General features: G+C 48.4%; 13 protein-coding genes and 1 tRNA gene. 8 read left to right on the forward strand and 6 right to left on the reverse strand.

The features are described from left to right. The first annotated feature begins 190 nt into the window (after window positions 1–190). The 5 genes from hslV (at window position 191) to QM529_01680 (ending at window position 5,307) form a co-directional block, all read left to right on the forward strand. Window positions 191–718, forward strand: coding sequence for an ATP-dependent protease subunit HslV (gene hslV / locus QM529_01660; protein MDI9313371.1), 528 nt, complete (start codon window positions 191–193; stop codon window positions 716–718). Next, window positions 718–2,079, forward strand: coding sequence for an ATP-dependent protease ATPase subunit HslU (hslU, locus tag QM529_01665; protein MDI9313372.1), 1,362 nt, complete (start codon window positions 718–720; stop codon window positions 2,077–2,079). Before hslV ends, hslU begins: the two co-directional genes overlap by 1 nt. Window positions 2,080–2,110: 31 nt before the next feature. Beyond that, a complete protein-coding gene (locus QM529_01670; protein ID MDI9313373.1) occupies window positions 2,111–3,268 on the forward strand; it encodes a PLP-dependent transferase in 1,158 nt (385 codons plus the stop codon). 360 nt (window positions 3,269–3,628) lie between these two features. Continuing rightward, complete coding sequence (locus QM529_01675; GenBank protein ID MDI9313374.1) at window positions 3,629–4,771, forward strand: extracellular solute-binding protein; 1,143 nt, start codon at window positions 3,629–3,631, stop codon at window positions 4,769–4,771. Between the two features lie 2 nt (window positions 4,772–4,773). Beyond that, window positions 4,774–5,307, forward strand: coding sequence for a cupredoxin domain-containing protein (locus tag QM529_01680; GenBank protein ID MDI9313375.1), 534 nt, complete (start codon window positions 4,774–4,776; stop codon window positions 5,305–5,307). Between the two features lie 8 nt (window positions 5,308–5,315). Here QM529_01680 and QM529_01685 read toward each other — a convergent pair whose 3' ends face one another. Next, window positions 5,316–7,229 (reverse strand): primary-amine oxidase, encoded by a 1,914-nt coding sequence (locus QM529_01685; GenBank protein ID MDI9313376.1) that lies wholly within the window; start codon window positions 7,227–7,229, stop codon window positions 5,316–5,318. Between the two features lie 220 nt (window positions 7,230–7,449). On the opposite strand from QM529_01685, the gene QM529_01690 reads away from it, so the two are divergent. Next, window positions 7,450–8,526 carry an extracellular solute-binding protein gene (locus QM529_01690; GenBank protein ID MDI9313377.1) on the forward strand — a complete coding sequence of 359 codons (1,077 nt, stop codon included), beginning with the start codon at window positions 7,450–7,452 and terminating at the stop codon, window positions 8,524–8,526. Window positions 8,527–8,733: 207 nt separating this feature from the next. Here QM529_01690 and QM529_01695 read toward each other — a convergent pair whose 3' ends face one another. The 5 genes from QM529_01695 to QM529_01715 all read right to left on the reverse strand — a co-directional run bounded on the left by QM529_01695 (window position 8,734) and on the right by QM529_01715 (window position 13,445). Then, window positions 8,734–9,705 carry an alpha/beta hydrolase gene (locus QM529_01695; protein ID MDI9313378.1) on the reverse strand — a complete coding sequence of 324 codons (972 nt, stop codon included), beginning with the start codon at window positions 9,703–9,705 and terminating at the stop codon, window positions 8,734–8,736. Between the two features lie 27 nt (window positions 9,706–9,732). Next, entirely contained in the window at window positions 9,733–10,407 is a 675-nt protein-coding gene (gene nfsB, locus QM529_01700) for an oxygen-insensitive NAD(P)H nitroreductase (GenBank protein MDI9313379.1), read from the reverse strand. Between the two features lie 164 nt (window positions 10,408–10,571). Continuing rightward, window positions 10,572–11,702, reverse strand: coding sequence for an alanine dehydrogenase (ald, locus tag QM529_01705; GenBank protein ID MDI9313380.1), 1,131 nt, complete (start codon window positions 11,700–11,702; stop codon window positions 10,572–10,574). Window positions 11,703–11,826: 124 nt separating this feature from the next. Next, window positions 11,827–12,696, reverse strand: a complete 870-nt coding sequence (locus QM529_01710; GenBank protein ID MDI9313381.1) for a hypothetical protein — start codon at window positions 12,694–12,696, stop codon at window positions 11,827–11,829. 17 nt (window positions 12,697–12,713) lie between these two features. Beyond that, entirely contained in the window at window positions 12,714–13,445 is a 732-nt protein-coding gene (locus tag QM529_01715) for an HD domain-containing protein (GenBank protein ID MDI9313382.1), read from the reverse strand. A gap of 177 nt (window positions 13,446–13,622) precedes the next feature. On the opposite strand from QM529_01715, the gene QM529_01720 reads away from it, so the two are divergent. Continuing rightward, window positions 13,623–13,709 (forward strand) — tRNA-Leu (locus QM529_01720). Window positions 13,710–13,799: 90 nt separating this feature from the next. Then, window positions 13,800–15,209: a hypothetical protein gene (locus tag QM529_01725; protein ID MDI9313383.1), complete on the forward strand. Its 1,410-nt coding sequence runs from the start codon at window positions 13,800–13,802 to the stop codon at window positions 15,207–15,209. The last annotated feature ends 41 nt before the right edge of the window (window positions 15,210–15,250 follow it).

The raw sequence follows: 15,250 nt of genomic DNA on the forward strand, positions 1-15,250 counted from the left end.
TCGATTGCTGGCGGCGATGCAATCTTTTTGTTGTGGCATTTTTTGCAAAGCCTGTGCCACCTTAAGGGTTTATAGGCTAAGCCGCCGCAGACAGGCAAGGCCGCCATCGGCACAGCATATTGACTTATCACCATCGGTGGCATAAATAACGGGGTATCAGCCGCCCACAAGATTTCAAAAACCACCACTTATGTTTCACGCCACCACTATTTTAGCCATCAAGAAGGGTGCCGATATTGTCATGGCCGGCGATGGTCAGGTTTCGGCCGGCAATACGGTGATGAAATCAAACGCCGTTAAATTGCGAAAATTATCATCGGGCAAGGTATTGGTTGGCTTTGCCGGCGCAACGGCAGACGCCTTCACTTTATTTGAACGGTTGGAAAAAAAATTGGAACAATACCCCGGGCAATTAACCCGCGCCGCCGTCGAATTGGCGAAGGATTGGCGGTCGGACAAGTATTTGCGCCGGCTGGAGGCCATGATGGCGGTCGCCGACAAGGACACATTATTGCTGATTTCTGGCAATGGCGATGTGATAGAACCCGAGGACGGCATTGTCGCCATCGGCTCGGGCGGGTCATTCGCCCTGGCGGCGGCGCGCGCCCTGACGCAAAACACCGACCTGGCGGTTGATAAAATTGCGATGGCGGCCATGAATATCGCGGCCGATATTTGCATCTACACCAACCACAATATCACGGTTGAAAAATTATAATGGTGACATCATCTCTTGCCTCATCCTTAACGCCACGGCAAATTGTTGACGCGCTGGACAAGCATATCATCGGCCAGGCCGAGGCAAAAAAAATGGTGGCGATTGCCCTGCGCAATCGATTCCGCCGAAGTAGTTTACCCAAACCCTTGGCCGATGAAATCTTGCCAAAAAATATATTGATGATTGGCCCGACCGGTTGCGGCAAAACCGAAATTGCGCGCCGTCTGGCAAAATTGGTTGGCGCACCATTTATCAAGGTCGAGGCGACGAGATACACCGAGGTTGGCTACGTCGGGCGCGATGTCGAAAGCATCATCCGGGATTTGCTCGAGGTTGCAATAAAAAACGAACGGCAAAGGCGCGAGGACGCCACCAAGCCAAAGGCGAGCGACAAGGTCAATGAAAAATTATTGCGCGCCCTGGTGGGAAAGGACGCCAAGGCCGAAACCCGCGCTCATTACAAAGAAAAATTATTGTCGGGCGAGTTGGATGACAGCGAGATAACCATCGAACTGGCCGCCGCGCCAAAAAACACCGGCACGATGATGGAGATACCGGGGAGCAATGCCGGCATCGGCATGATTCAAATTTCTGACGCGGTCGAGGGCATGATGGGAAAAATGTTTAAGCAGAAACAAGAAAAAACCATGAGCGTCAAACGGGCGCGCGAAGAATTAATGGCCGAGGCGATGGAAAAATTGCTCGACCATGATGAAATTGTTAAGGTGGCGATGGAACAGGTCGAACAACATGGCATTGTTTTTATCGACGAATTCGACAAAATTTGCGTTCGCGATTCCAGCGCGCGGCAAGACGTGTCGCGCGAGGGGGTGCAACGCGACCTCCTGCCGATGATTGAGGGCACGGCGGTGGCAACGCGCCATGGCATTATCAAAACCGATTATATTTTGTTCGTTGCCTCGGGGGCTTTTCACCAATCAAAGCCGTCCGACCTGTTGCCGGAATTGCAGGGGCGATTGCCGATTCGCGTGCGCCTCAACCCCTTAAGCCGCGCCGATTTTATTAATATCTTGACCCACACCGAGCATAATTTAATTTCGCAATACCAACATTTGTTAAAGGTCGATGCGGTCGATGTGCGGTTCGATGCGGTGGCGATTGACGCCATTGCCGATTTTGCGATGGAAATAAATTCGTCGGTCGAAAATATCGGGGCGCGGCGGTTGCACACCCTGATAGAAAAATTGTTGGAGGATATATCGTTCGAAGCCGACGGCAAGGAAAAAATAACCAACAGCAAGGACGGCGATAAAGAGATTTACAGCATCACCGCCGACATGGTGAAGCAACGCCTCGCCCCGTTGGTCGAGGACCAAAACCTGCAAAAATTTATTCTTTAATTTTGTGCTGAATGTTGATAAGACATCCAACATGCCGCGCAAACTGCCACCCCGTCCATCCGGTTTATCCTTGGAAAGTGAAATTGTCCAGGGGTTGTATTTTTATGACGAAAAAACGCATAATATCCATCCGCCGATTTACACCGGCACGACCTACTTGCGCGATGACAATTACCTAAAACATGACGAACGCGGTTACATCCGCGATGACAATGCCAGCCTTGACCAATGTTCGGCCATGCTAAACCATTTGGAGGGCGGGTTCGAGGCCTTGCTCTATCCCTCTGGCGCGGCGGCCATGGCCTCGGTCTTTCTTGCCCTGTCGCATGGCGACAAATGCGTCATCCAGGATTCGCTTTATTATGGTTTGCCAAAATTGATAAGGCAACATATCGCGCGTTATGGCATAGAGGCCTTTTGGGTAAAATCGGGCGATGACGCGGCCCTGACCTCGGCTATCAAACAACATAAACCACAATTGGTGTGGGTCGAGGTGCCGTCGAACCCGATGAACCATATTATCGATATTGCGCTGGCGGCAAAAAATTGCCAGGCGGTGGGGGCGAAACTTTGCGTCGACAGCACGGCGGCCACACCGGTGGTGATGAGGCCGCTTGATTTGGGGGCGGATTATGTCATTCATTCGGCGACAAAATTTTTGGGCGGTCACAATGATTTGTTGGCCGGCGTGTTGGTAACAAAACAAGACGACGCCATGTGGCAACGGATGAAGGAGCAACGATTTTTATTCGGCTGGATGCTCGACCCATTCACCGCCTTTTTATTAACGCGCAGTTTGAAAACATTGTTTCTGCGGATGAAAAAACATTGCGACAACGCGGCGCAATTGGCGACATTTTTAAATGGTCATAAAAAAATATCCCTGGTGCGCCACGCCAGCCAAACCTGCCACCCCAATTACGCGGTTGCACAAAAACAAATGACGGGCGGGTTCGGCGGGCTGATGGGTTTTCATATCAAGGGCGGGGCCAGCGAAACATTGCGCGCCGTGCGGGCGTTAAAAATGATACGCCGCGCCACCTCGCTCGGCGGGCCGGAATCCTTGGCCGAGCATCGCTTTACTATCGAGGGGGCAGATTCAACCACGCCGCCCGACTTGGTGCGTTTTTCAGTCGGGCTTGAAAATGCCGACGACCTCATCAAAGATTGGGAACAGGCATTGGGTTAGGCGAATATATTGCCCCAAGCGGAAGCGTATGGATATTGGCACGAAAATTGAATAACCATCACCAAAGAGAATTTATAGACATTTCTACCAATTCTTTTTTGTCTCAACTCCTCTTCTCTCCTACATGATGGGACAAAATTGAGTAGGATAGGCGGGCGGATGAACTATCCGTCCGCCTATTTTTTTGTGCCGCGCGGTAAAAACATGCGTTACAAATCGCCTGTAATTTGCTAGGCAGAAAAAGACAAAAATTGGCCGTAATAAAGAATCACCCTGAAATAGCGCGCGTCAACCTGCTACCCCCGCAACACGTCCATAAATGTCATGTTTTTAAAAACCAAACTCGTGGATATAATTATTATGAAAACTTCTCGCCAAGCCAATAATGACAAGCGCACCATGCGCGGCGTGGCGCAGTTGGCGACCATCATGGCCTCCCTGCCATTTTTTGCGGCGATGGCGACCGCGCACGAGGGGCACGACCATACCGCGTCGGGCAGCGAAACCCCCGCCGCGACAAAGGGTGCTGGCGATAACCTGGCCGATAAAAAGGAATTGGTGGTTTACACCAATCGTAAGGAAGATTTGATAAGACCGCTGTTGGATAAATTTTCGAAACAAACCCACGCGCGTTTACGGGTTTATTATGGCGGCGATAGTTTGGTCGAGCGGATAAAACAAGAAGGGTCCAACACCCCGGCCGATATTGTCATCACGCAAAATATCGCGATGGTGCAACAATTGAAAGACGCTGGCTACACCGATACCATCCCCGAACCGCTGACAAAAAGCCTGCCCGTTTATTTTGTCGACGCCGAGCACCAATGGGCCGGCGTTTCCTATCGCGCGCGGATTATCGTCGTTGCCAAAAATTCAAAAGCCATGAGCATCGTCAACATGAAACAATTGGCCGACGACCAATGGCGCGGGCAAATTTGTATTCGCGATGGCTTCCACCCCTATAACCTTGGGTTATTCTCCTCTTTAAGGGTTTACTTAAGCGACAAGGAAACAAAAGATTATTTGAAAAAATTGAAGGGCAATTTGATGCAAAAACCTGGCGGCAATGACCGCGATGAAATCAAATTGGTTTATGGTGGGCAATGCCAAATCGCGGTGGTTAACAGCTACTATTACGGCCTGTTGAAAAAAGAAATCCCCGATTTGGAAAGCAAAGCCACGCCGCGCTTGGTGTCGCTGGTTGGTGATAAATTGGGCGAGGGCGTTGCCGCCAATATATCGGGCGTTGCCGTAATTAAAAGCGGCAAGAACAAACCGATGGCGCAATCGCTGGTAAAATTTTTATTATCGAAAGAATCGCAAGAATATTTTATGACCAAAAACAACGAATACCCGGTTAAATCTGACGTAGCATGGGGCAAAAATTTGGTCTCGCTGAATGGCAAAAAATTCACCAGCGACACCCGCGCCATGGTCGAATCCTATAAACATTATCCGTTTATTATTAAAACCCTCCTATCAACCGATTTTAACAGTAATTAAATATGAAACATAAACTAAAAATAGTTTCGTTGTTGTTTGCTATTAAGGGGTTGGCCGTGGTGGCTGGCTCTTGGTGGCTGGGTGATGAAGTGTTGAAATCAATGAAGCCAGAAACGGCTAACGCGGCCGAATGGACAACCCGTTATGATTTTGGCGCGCCGATTGATAAAAACAGCGCGGAGGCAAAACAAGCGCGCGAGGTCGTGCTCGATGTTCCCTTAAATAGTTACAAATTTAACCCGGCCGACGTGCGGGTTAAAAAGGGCGAGGTAATAAAATTTGTTATTAAGAATCACACCAAGATAAAACATGAATTTGTGCTGGGTGACCGCGCGCGGTTGGATTACATCAAGGAAGAAATTGCCGAGGGTGAAGAAGAGGAAGAAGAAGGCGCCAGCATGACCGAGGTCGAGGTTAAACCCGGCAAGGTCGGCGTTATCTATTGGCAATTTTTAGACAAGGGCGAATTTTTATACATCTGCCTTATCCCCGAGCATGAAGAACATGGCATGAGGGGAAAAATTATCGTTAAATAATTGGCGGCCTATTTTTGGCAATGGTCTTTTTTGTGCGGGCTGGGCACGTCCATCCCCGGGTTTTGGTCAAAAAACCCATCGGCCATCCAATGAAAATTAGCATAAAGCACCGGCTGAATCGGCCAATCCTCCAACCGCGCCAAATGGTGCAGGTTTAATGTATACCAGACAACAACATTTTCATTTTCCAAATTGCGGTCGGCGGCAGTCCATTTTGGCAAACCATCGCCACCGACATGTTGGTTGGGGAATAAACCGGCGGGGAAAATCTCATCGGCCTTATATTGCGTTGCCCAAAAATGCTTAAACATAAATTGCGCGCGCTTGGCCACCGGCGCGGCCGGGTCCAAAAATGACATGGCGTTGACGCCGGTTGCCAATTTGTAACCGACCGGTTTACCCATCGCGTTTTTTTCGTTGGGGTTGATGACGCGCCAATAACGCGCCGCCGCCAAATCGATATTGCGTTGCGCTTGCTTTTCGGTTTTTAACGCGGTTTCCATCGCGCGGATAACATTGCCGTGCGGGTTGGTCGCGCTGATTTTTTCGCCAGCAAAATTCATTTCGCGTATTGCGTTTTTATCGCCGTCGATAGCCATGTCAAACCGGAATGAAAAACAATGTTGATGGGTATGTAAGTCAACAAACGGCGCAACCGTTTCGCCGTAACCATCCGATGTTGGTTGGTAAAGCCCGGATGGAAAGGGAATGCCGGTGGCCTTGATTTCGACCCCGATGGTGCCGTCTTGGTAAAAATACCAAAAGAAGCCATAAACATAATTGCCGATGGTCGACAGGCCGGAAATAACCAACCGCCGCGACCGCGCGCGATAGGTCGGCAGGTCGGGTTTATAGGCGTTGGTGAATTTCCACAACAAACCATAATCTTCCTCATGCATGCAGATGGCGTTTTTAATTTTTTTCGGCACGCCGCGCCAATCGTGGTAATCGGCGTCGAAATATTTTATTTCGCCAACGCAATCGCACCCCAGCGACAGGGAATCAAAATACTGCCCGACGCCATATTCGCCATTGTCAAATGCGTTGCGGCGGAAATGCCCATTGCCCGGGTGGCCATAGGGCACCACCATTTCCGGCATCGACGCGCGATAAATAATTGGCCGCAATTTGCCCTTATCCTCGTATTTAATATCATGCAGGGTCAGGCCCTCGCGCACGTTAAAACCAATGCGGATATGCCATTTTTGCCATTTTACCAAATGCCCATCGACCGAAAAACTCGGCCCCTCCGGTTGCGTGATATTCAATGGCTTTATATCGTCGCGCATTTTTTTTGGTTTTATATTGCCGGTGTCGGGCGGAATCGGCGCGACGCCAAAATCATCTATCCGCAAAATAGTCATATGTTGCAAATCAAACACCGGGTGCAACCCGGCGATCGGCCGAGCATAGGGGTTATCGCCGCTGTCGTCTGAATACCAACATTGGCCATAGGCCAACCGCTTCCCGACCTCCTCCTTAATGCCAAAATTACCCGCCGCCCATGGTTCGACCAACACGCGGTTCATGTCGGTGATGCCGCGTTTGTTGCATGCGGCGATGAAATTCGGGTCTTTAATCGCCATCACGCCGGCGGCAAAATATTCATCGGCGACGATACGCGCCTGGCCACCATCGGTCACTGGCTCCCACGATTCCAATGTTTGCTTGGTCAGGTTGGCAATGCCGCGGATGGTTTGATTGCTTTTTGGGTCGTAACAACAAACATAGGCGCGGCGTTCAAACCCATCGCCGTCTTTAAAATTTCTGACCAGCGATTTTGCTGGCTCATCGAGGTAAATACTCTCGAACCAGGCCTCGGCCGATATATTGCCCAGTTTTTTTACCACCGCCACGGCGGCGGCGATTTCGACATCGTTTAACGGGTCGAGCGGGTGGCGAATGGGGGTAGATTGAGACATGGATTGAGACATGGATTGGGACATGATTTGGGCTATAGATTAGAAGATAATTTCGAATACAAGTTTTTAGCAATTAAAGACACAGCTAACAAGCCCTTTATTAAAAAAATAAGCAAATTGTTTTTCATTTATTCTATTACGCGCTTGTTAATGGTGGAAAAAGAGTATAGATTCTCGCCTCTAAACCCCTTAAAAAACAAAAAATCTAAGGAAAAAAACAATGAAAAAAAACCTACTGATGGGGCTGGTATTTGTTGCTGGCTCTATCTTAACATCAACCATGGGCCATGCGGCAACGCCGAAGGCAAGCAACCTGTTTATTTATGATTGGGCAGGTTACGACGACCAGTCGCTCTTCCCCGATTATGTCAAAAAATATGGCGGCAAACCAAAATTTGCCTTCTATCAAGACGAAGAGGAAGCCCAAGCAAAATTAAAAACTGGCTTTAAGGCCGACTTGGTGCATCCCTGCGGTTACAAAATGAACGCTTGGCGCGCCCAGGGCATAGTGCAACCGATTGATGTCAGCCGTATCCCCAATTACAAAGACCTTGAGCCGCGTTTAAAAAACGCGCCGGGTTTTGTCGCCGATGGTAAGGTTTGGGCCATACCCTATGATAGCGGTCAAACCTCGGTGGTGTATAATGTTGATAAGGTGCCGGCGGGCGACGTCGCTTCCTTAAGCATCTTCACCAACCCAAAATACAAGGGCAAGGTTTCTTTGCCTGATAACATGGCCGATTGGGTGGAGCTGGGGCTGGTCGCCACCGGCACCAAAGATTGGAACAGCATCAAGGACGCCAATGACCCAAAGTTTAAAAAAGCGATGGATTTCTTGCGTGCCGCCCATAAGAACACCAAATTCTATTGGGCCGACACTGCGACCTTGGCACAATCCATGAAAAATGGTGAAGTCCTGGCCGCCTGGTCTTGGAACGATGCACCAACCAGCCTGCAGGCTGAGGGCGTTAATGTCAAATTTGCCTTTGGCATGAAGGAAGGATACACGGGCTATGTCTGTGGTTACATGATTCCCAAAACCAGCAAGGCCAATGACCAAGTCTATGACTTTTTGAACGCGGTGGTTTCAAAAGAATCGGCCTCTGCGTTGGTTAATATCTTTGGTTACAGCCATGCCAACATGGTTGGCATGAAAGCCATTGATTCAAAAGTCTTTGCCCAAAAGAACATGGCAACTGGGGCATTGGCCAAGCGCGAGGTTATTCAAACCGCCTTGCGCGATGATTTGATTACCCTGTTTGCCGAAGAATTTAATAAAGTTAAATCGGGTAAATAAGCTGTCGATAGAAAATAATTTTTCTAAGCTGAAAAGTTATTTTAAAATACCCGCTGGGAACAAATTCCCGGCGGGTATTTTTTTATCTCGCTTGCGGTAGCGAAAGCCCAAATAATTTCCCCCTACCGCGCCGCTACTTGAGGGGCGCGAAAGCGTCAATATAATTGTGGCGGGTGGTTTTTGCGCTTGCTAAGCAACGCCTAAAAATTATTTATTGATATTGGCAATAACCCTTATCACATTGGTGATGACTTCTTTATTGGTTATCATATCGACGTGGTTGGCGCCCGGGACAATGGTGATGGGAATGGGCTTGCCAGCGGGGGCAAAAATATTTTCATAATTTTTGGCAACAAACAATTCGTCACTGCCACCAACCACCAACGCCATGGGTTGCTGGGCGGCGGCAATATTCGCTTTATAATCTCTTAAGGGCTGAAAATTTATCATCAGGTTAAAACCATACCATGGGGTTAATTTGGTTCTTGCATTGTCGTCCAGCGCAAAACTTAACACTGGCAAGTTATTAAAAAATTTGATGCCGATATTATTCAACCATAAAACCACCAAAAAACGCGGCCGGCCCAGGTTGGCCCATTCCATGCTACCCTTGCTCGTCGGCTGGTTGTTTGGCGCATTGTAAGCAATATAAGGACTTATCAAAATATAATTGGCAAATAATTGTTGTTGTGCCGACCCCGCAAATCGCAACACAAACCCTCCGCCACTAGAAAAACCAGCCAAGGTAGCGTTGGTCAATTTGGTTGCTGAAACAAAATCAGCCAGGTCGTCGTTTAATTGACCGATGTAATTTATTTTACCATGCACGGCCGACAACCCATGCCCCCTGATATCCAGCGCATAAATTTGATAACCCTTATTGGCCAACGCCATAGCCAACAGGTGCATGCTTTCGCTGGAGGCCGAAGAGCCATGCACCAACACAATATCACGATTTTTTTTGCCAGCGGTTATTTTTGGTTTATACGAACGATAAGCCAATTGTTGGCCATCGCGGGCAACAAAAAATGATGGCGTAGGAAGCATGCTGTAATCAATGTTAGCAAAAGGGTCGTTAACCGACGTCATGGCGGGTAATTTTTTTGGCCCACCAAGAGAAATAGTAAGGGTTAAAACCAATATAACAATGGCAAAAATAATAATAATTATTTTTTTCATTTTATGCCCTCTGCTACGGGTTGCTTTTTACAATTGGGTAAATAGCTTGTCATCGCCGAGGCGCGATTTTGGTAATGTCGCATTGAAATCTTTGTCAGCGCGATACCCCAAGGCCGTCACCACCACCGACGCCAAACCCTTTGCTTTTAAATCCAACACCTCATCCAATTTTTTTGCATCGAATCCTTCCATCGCGCAGGAATCAATCCCCAACGTGGTGGCGGATTCTAACAACATGCCAAGCGCCAAGTAAATTTGTTTTTCCATGCACCACGACAAATCATGCAATTTTTCCTGGTGCAAACTGGCATAAAAGCCGCGCACTTGACCCATGACATCGCGGTCCTCAGGCTTTGCGTAACGGCCGTCTTTATCTTCCTTTGCCAACACCGCGCTTAAATGGGCATCGCCCACATTTAAATAGCGACAAAACACCACGACATGCGAACAATCCAATAATTTTTGGGTGTTGTAAAAATTGGGGCCCGCGGTTGCCTCGGCAATTTTTTTCTTGCCATCGTCACTGCTGGCAATGATAAAATGCCATGGTTGCAAATTGACCGACGATGGCGCATTGCGCAACACCAATTTCAATGCGGCCAATTGGTCGTCCGGTATTTTTTTGTCTGGGTTAAAGGCTTTGCAGGTGTAACGTTCGTTTGCAATTGTAATCAGTTGTTCACTGGTAAGGGTTGGTGTCATGAATTTATTTTAAAATATTAAAGTAAGGCTGTTGGTTTGTTCCTTTATCATGGCTATCATAGATTATCAAGGTATTATCTATAAGGCGGGTGCGCCCCAAGTCAATCGCTTGAAACAACAAACGGTAATTACACCGCGCTATCCTACGTCTTAAAACCCGCGTCCTAAAGCAGCGTCATCGGGTCGGCGCAGGCCATGCCAAATTGGTCGGCCACCGCCTTATAGGTCAATTTGCCCTCGCAAACATTCAAGCCATCGCGCAGGTGTTTATCGTCTTTCAGGGCTTGCTTCCAACCTTTTTTCGCAATCGCCAAGCCAAAGGGCAGGGTCGCGTTATTAAGGGCATGGGCAGATGTTCTGGCCACCGCCCCCGGCATGTTGGTCACGCAATAATGAATAATCCCATCGACTTCAAAAATTGGTTCTTGGTGAGAGGTCGGTTTCGATGTTTCAAAACAACCCCCTTGGTCGATGGCAATATCCACCAACACCGAACCGCGGCGCATGGTTTTCAACATGGCGCGGCTTATCAATTTTGGTGCCTTCGCCCCGGGGATAAGCACCGCGCCGACAACTACATCCGAATCCTTAACCGCCCGTTCCAATTCGCCCTTGGTCGAATAGGCGGTTTTTAAACGCGGCCCAAATACATCGTCAAGGTAAGCCAAACGCTCGCCGTTGCGGTCAAAAATCGTAACATCAGCCCCCAGCCCCAGCGCCATGCGCGCCGCCGCCGCGCCCGACACGCCGCCGCCGATAATGGTGACCTTGGCCGGCAACACGCCCGACACGCCGCCGAGCAACACGCCCGAGCCGCCTTGCCGTTTTTCCAAACAATGGGCCGCCACCTGGATAGACATACGGCCGGCAACCTCGCTCATTGGTGCCAACAATGGCAAGCGGCCATTGCGGTCGGTTACCGTTTCATAGGCAATGCCGATGCAACCCGAGGCGAGGAGTTCCTTGGTAAGGGTTTCCTCCGCCGCCAGATGCAGGTAAGTGTAAAGAATTTGTCCTTTGCGTAATTTTTTGGTTTCGACCGCTTGTGGTTCTTTAACCTTCACAATCATATCGGCCTTCTGAAAAACTTCATCGGCGGTGGCGGCAATTTGGCAACCAACGGCCTTATATTCATCGTCGCTGTAACCAACGCCCAGGCCGGCACCGGTTTCCATCACCACCTGATGTCCTTGGTGGATATATTCGGCGGCACTGCCAACTGTTAGGCCGACGCGGTATTCGTTATTTTTAATTTCTTTGGGACAACCGATAAGCATGATGTTTTCTCCTTGCATACTTGATTATTTTATAGCGGCAAATAATTGATATAATAATTATTATTTTTCAACTTTAGCAATCCCAACCGATGGCGTCAAGTGGCAAGCGGTAAAAATTATAAAAAATCAAATCGCAAATGATTTAAAAATTTAAACCCAGGCCAAAACCACCATAGGCCGCGACCTCTCCCAACTTGGAAATATAATTTTGCGTGCCGCCGTAACCTATATCAAGGAACGAATAAATAAATTTACCATTGATATCAAGGTGAAGAATGCCGTTGTCTAGCTCCAGCGCGACCAGCGGTGTTAGAAACAACCCATATTGGCCATTGAGGTTTTCGGTGGCGGCGTCAGGGTGGGTGACGGTAAGGCTTGATATTGACGAGCCAACCCCCAACCCCAATTTTATGCCAACATATTTGCTAGCCCCAAAACCAAAACGATAGGTCGGGGCGAGGCTGATAATATGCAACAATTGGGTATAGCTTTTGTCGGTGGCGAGCGCGCCAGCCGACCATTGGCTGTAAATACCGAAGTAATCCGCGCTGAGGCCGAAGCCCGACGCATGTTCATAGGCGATACTGCCGCCAACCCCAAGCCACAGCGGGTTTTCTGGTCGGCTGATGGTGTCCGCACTGGTCACCCAGCTGTTGGCAAATTGGTAAAGATAACCGCCCTCAATCTTGAGCAAGAATTTTCCGGCCACCGCGTCGCGAAGCATGTTGACATTAACATATTTGGGTGGCGTGGTGGCGATAAGCCCGTCCTGCACCATCGTGTATGTGTCAACCTGCGCTTCAGGTTGCGCATTGACATTGGGTGTCGTTTTGGCCTTGGCGGCGGATGGCGGGCGGTAAACCAACGTTCTGTCCGGTTTTGGTTTTTTCTTGGTGGCGGTGGTTTGCGCCAGGGCGGTATTGCCGCCAGTGGTCAAGCCCAGGGTTAAACCAAGGGTCAAGCAGATGGTAGTGCCAAGTAGAAGGGATTTTTTGGTTAGATGATTGGTCATGATTTTTTTAGGTTGCCTTAAGCCCGCAAGTTGTTCGCAGGTGGTGTGGCGGGTTGATTGATGGCGGGTTGTGGCAGGCCACGCACCACGCCGGGTTGGATGATATTTTTATCGTAGGCCTTGCGCGCGAAAACGCGGCGCACCGCCGGCGCAAAAAAATCCAAAGCTTGTGATTTGTAATCGGGGTCGAAAGACGATTGGTCCCAGCGTTCACAAAAATCGACGCAGGTTTGATAATAAGGATTATCTTTAAATTTTTCCCGTTCATATTGATTCCAACCATAATGGTGGGCGTAATAAACCATTTGGAACGCGCCATGGTGTTCGACCGTCCAGGCTACCTCGTCGCGCACGAATGGTCGCAAAATTTCGGCGGCAAAGCGGTCGTGGTTTTGCGGTGCCAGGCCATCGCCAATATCATGCAATAGGGTTGCGACCACCCAATCGTCGTCGCCGCCGTCCTGCAGGGCGCGGGTCGCCGATTGTAATGCATGTTCCAGCCGCGTTATTTTGTATCCGTGAAATGTTTCTTCCTCGGCCAATTTTAATTCGCGCAACAACCGGTCGGCGGTCATGGCATTGTGCGGTTGTTCAAATTGGCGAAGCATTTCGTAATCGGCGCGGGTGCCGTCCTTCATCTGGCGGAAACTCACCGTGGCGGCGGGGTTGGGCATATCGCCCACCATGTTGCCAGTTTTGCCCGCCAATAATTGGTCGGTGGCGGAATGATTTTTAATTCTATTTTTCATTGTTTTTACTATAAAGAAAACTTGGAAAGGGCGCAAGGTCTTTTGCCGACATTTTTAAGAGGCTGTTTTGGCGGTGTTTTTTCGGCGGTTGCCACGTGTTTTTATAACCTGATTTTTATCCCTTGATTTTTGGTTCTGCTTGGCTTATCCCAAAAAACACCAGTCATATATTTTTGCGCGGGCGTGGCGGAACTGGTAGACGCGCTAGACTCAAAATCTAGTTCTCTCTGGAGAGTGTGGGTTCAATTCCCTCCGCCCGCACCATATGACACGCAAGCGGTGACATTTTAGCCCAATGATATTGCCGATATGATTTTGGTTGTGAGCCCAGCATTAGTTTGGTAAGGATTTTTGGTGAAAGAATTGATAAAAAAATACCTGTTATCGCCACTGGCGATTGCGCTTATCGGCGTTATCATTGCCTTTACCAATTTTGCCCACGATACATTTCGTTCGGCCAATAAAGATTGGTTTAAAGATTTTAACCTCGATTCTGAAATTCATATTTTGGGAAAAATTGTCGCCGATAGGTTTGATATACCGATAACCGGCAATCAAAATCTTTTTGCTTTCGATAGTCATGAAAAAACCTATGATTATGATAAATTTTGGAAAAACAGGGATAGGGATAAAGTCGCGGTTTACGACGATTTGTTCGGCGGTGGAAAAATTGTTACCATGTCGCCGGCCGAGGCAAGACAACGAATTGTCATGAGCGGCAATTACACCTCGCAATTTGTGCTCCAGGGGAAAATCTATTCCTATCTTTTTAATAACCTTGGCATCACCGATATCAAGATATTTTACGCCATCAATAGCTTGCTGTTGGCGGTAATTATTGTGCTTCTGAGTTTTTTATTCTGGCGCGCGATTGATAAACCATTCGCCATTATTTTTTACCTGTCGATGGTTTTTTCGCCCTGGGTGGTGGTGTTTGCCAAACATTTATATTGGACAACCTGGGCGATGTATTTGCCGGCGGTGTTCGGCCTGTTGTATTATTTGGAAAAACGTCATCCGTGGCGCGGCTGGCTGTGGTTGGCATTGTTGTTTTTATCTTTCACCTTGCGGTCATTGATGCTTTACGAATTTATTTCGGCGGTGATTTTATTCGCCGGCGCGATATTTTTTATCGATATGTTCAAGGTCAAACCGCGTTACGGCCGCGCCGAATCGTTGGTTGGCTTCATCACGATTTGCGGTCTTGGGGTGGCGGGGTTTTTGGTCGCGCTTTTTATTCACGCCGCGCAAAATTGGAACGGCAATGGGTTGATAGAAAACCTTATCGGCATTTACCAAGAGCATGTGGCAAGGAGGACATATGGCGGTAGCACGGGCATAGATACGCCGATTCATTTGATTGATGTTTTTAAAAGATACATGGGTTGGCATTCGTGGCCAGACACGCCAATGGAGCAAGTAACGAAATTATTTTATTTAAGTGGTGGTGTGTTATTTCGGTTATTGATGATAACCAGTATCTTGCAATCGGTTTATTATTTTTATAAAAAAAATAAATACCGGTGGGAACGGGCAAGCATGTTGTTTATTTTTATGGCCACCGGTTTGTCGTGGATGATGCTGGCCAAAAACCATAGTTTTATACATAGCAACTTCGTTTTTATCCTATGGTATTTTGGCGCGGTAACGATATTATTTTATTTATTTTATAAATTATTTTCTGATATTGCTCCCGTTGCGATTAAAAAATCGGACAAAAAATTTGGCAAAAAATCCTGGCTGAAAACCATCAATCGCCCGTAGCCGTTGCCTAGCCTCGCAAAATCAATCACCGCCATTGAAGT

The organism is Hydrotalea sp. (genome assembly GCA_030054115.1).
GTDB lineage: Bacteria > Pseudomonadota > Alphaproteobacteria > JASGCL01 > JASGCL01 > JASGCL01.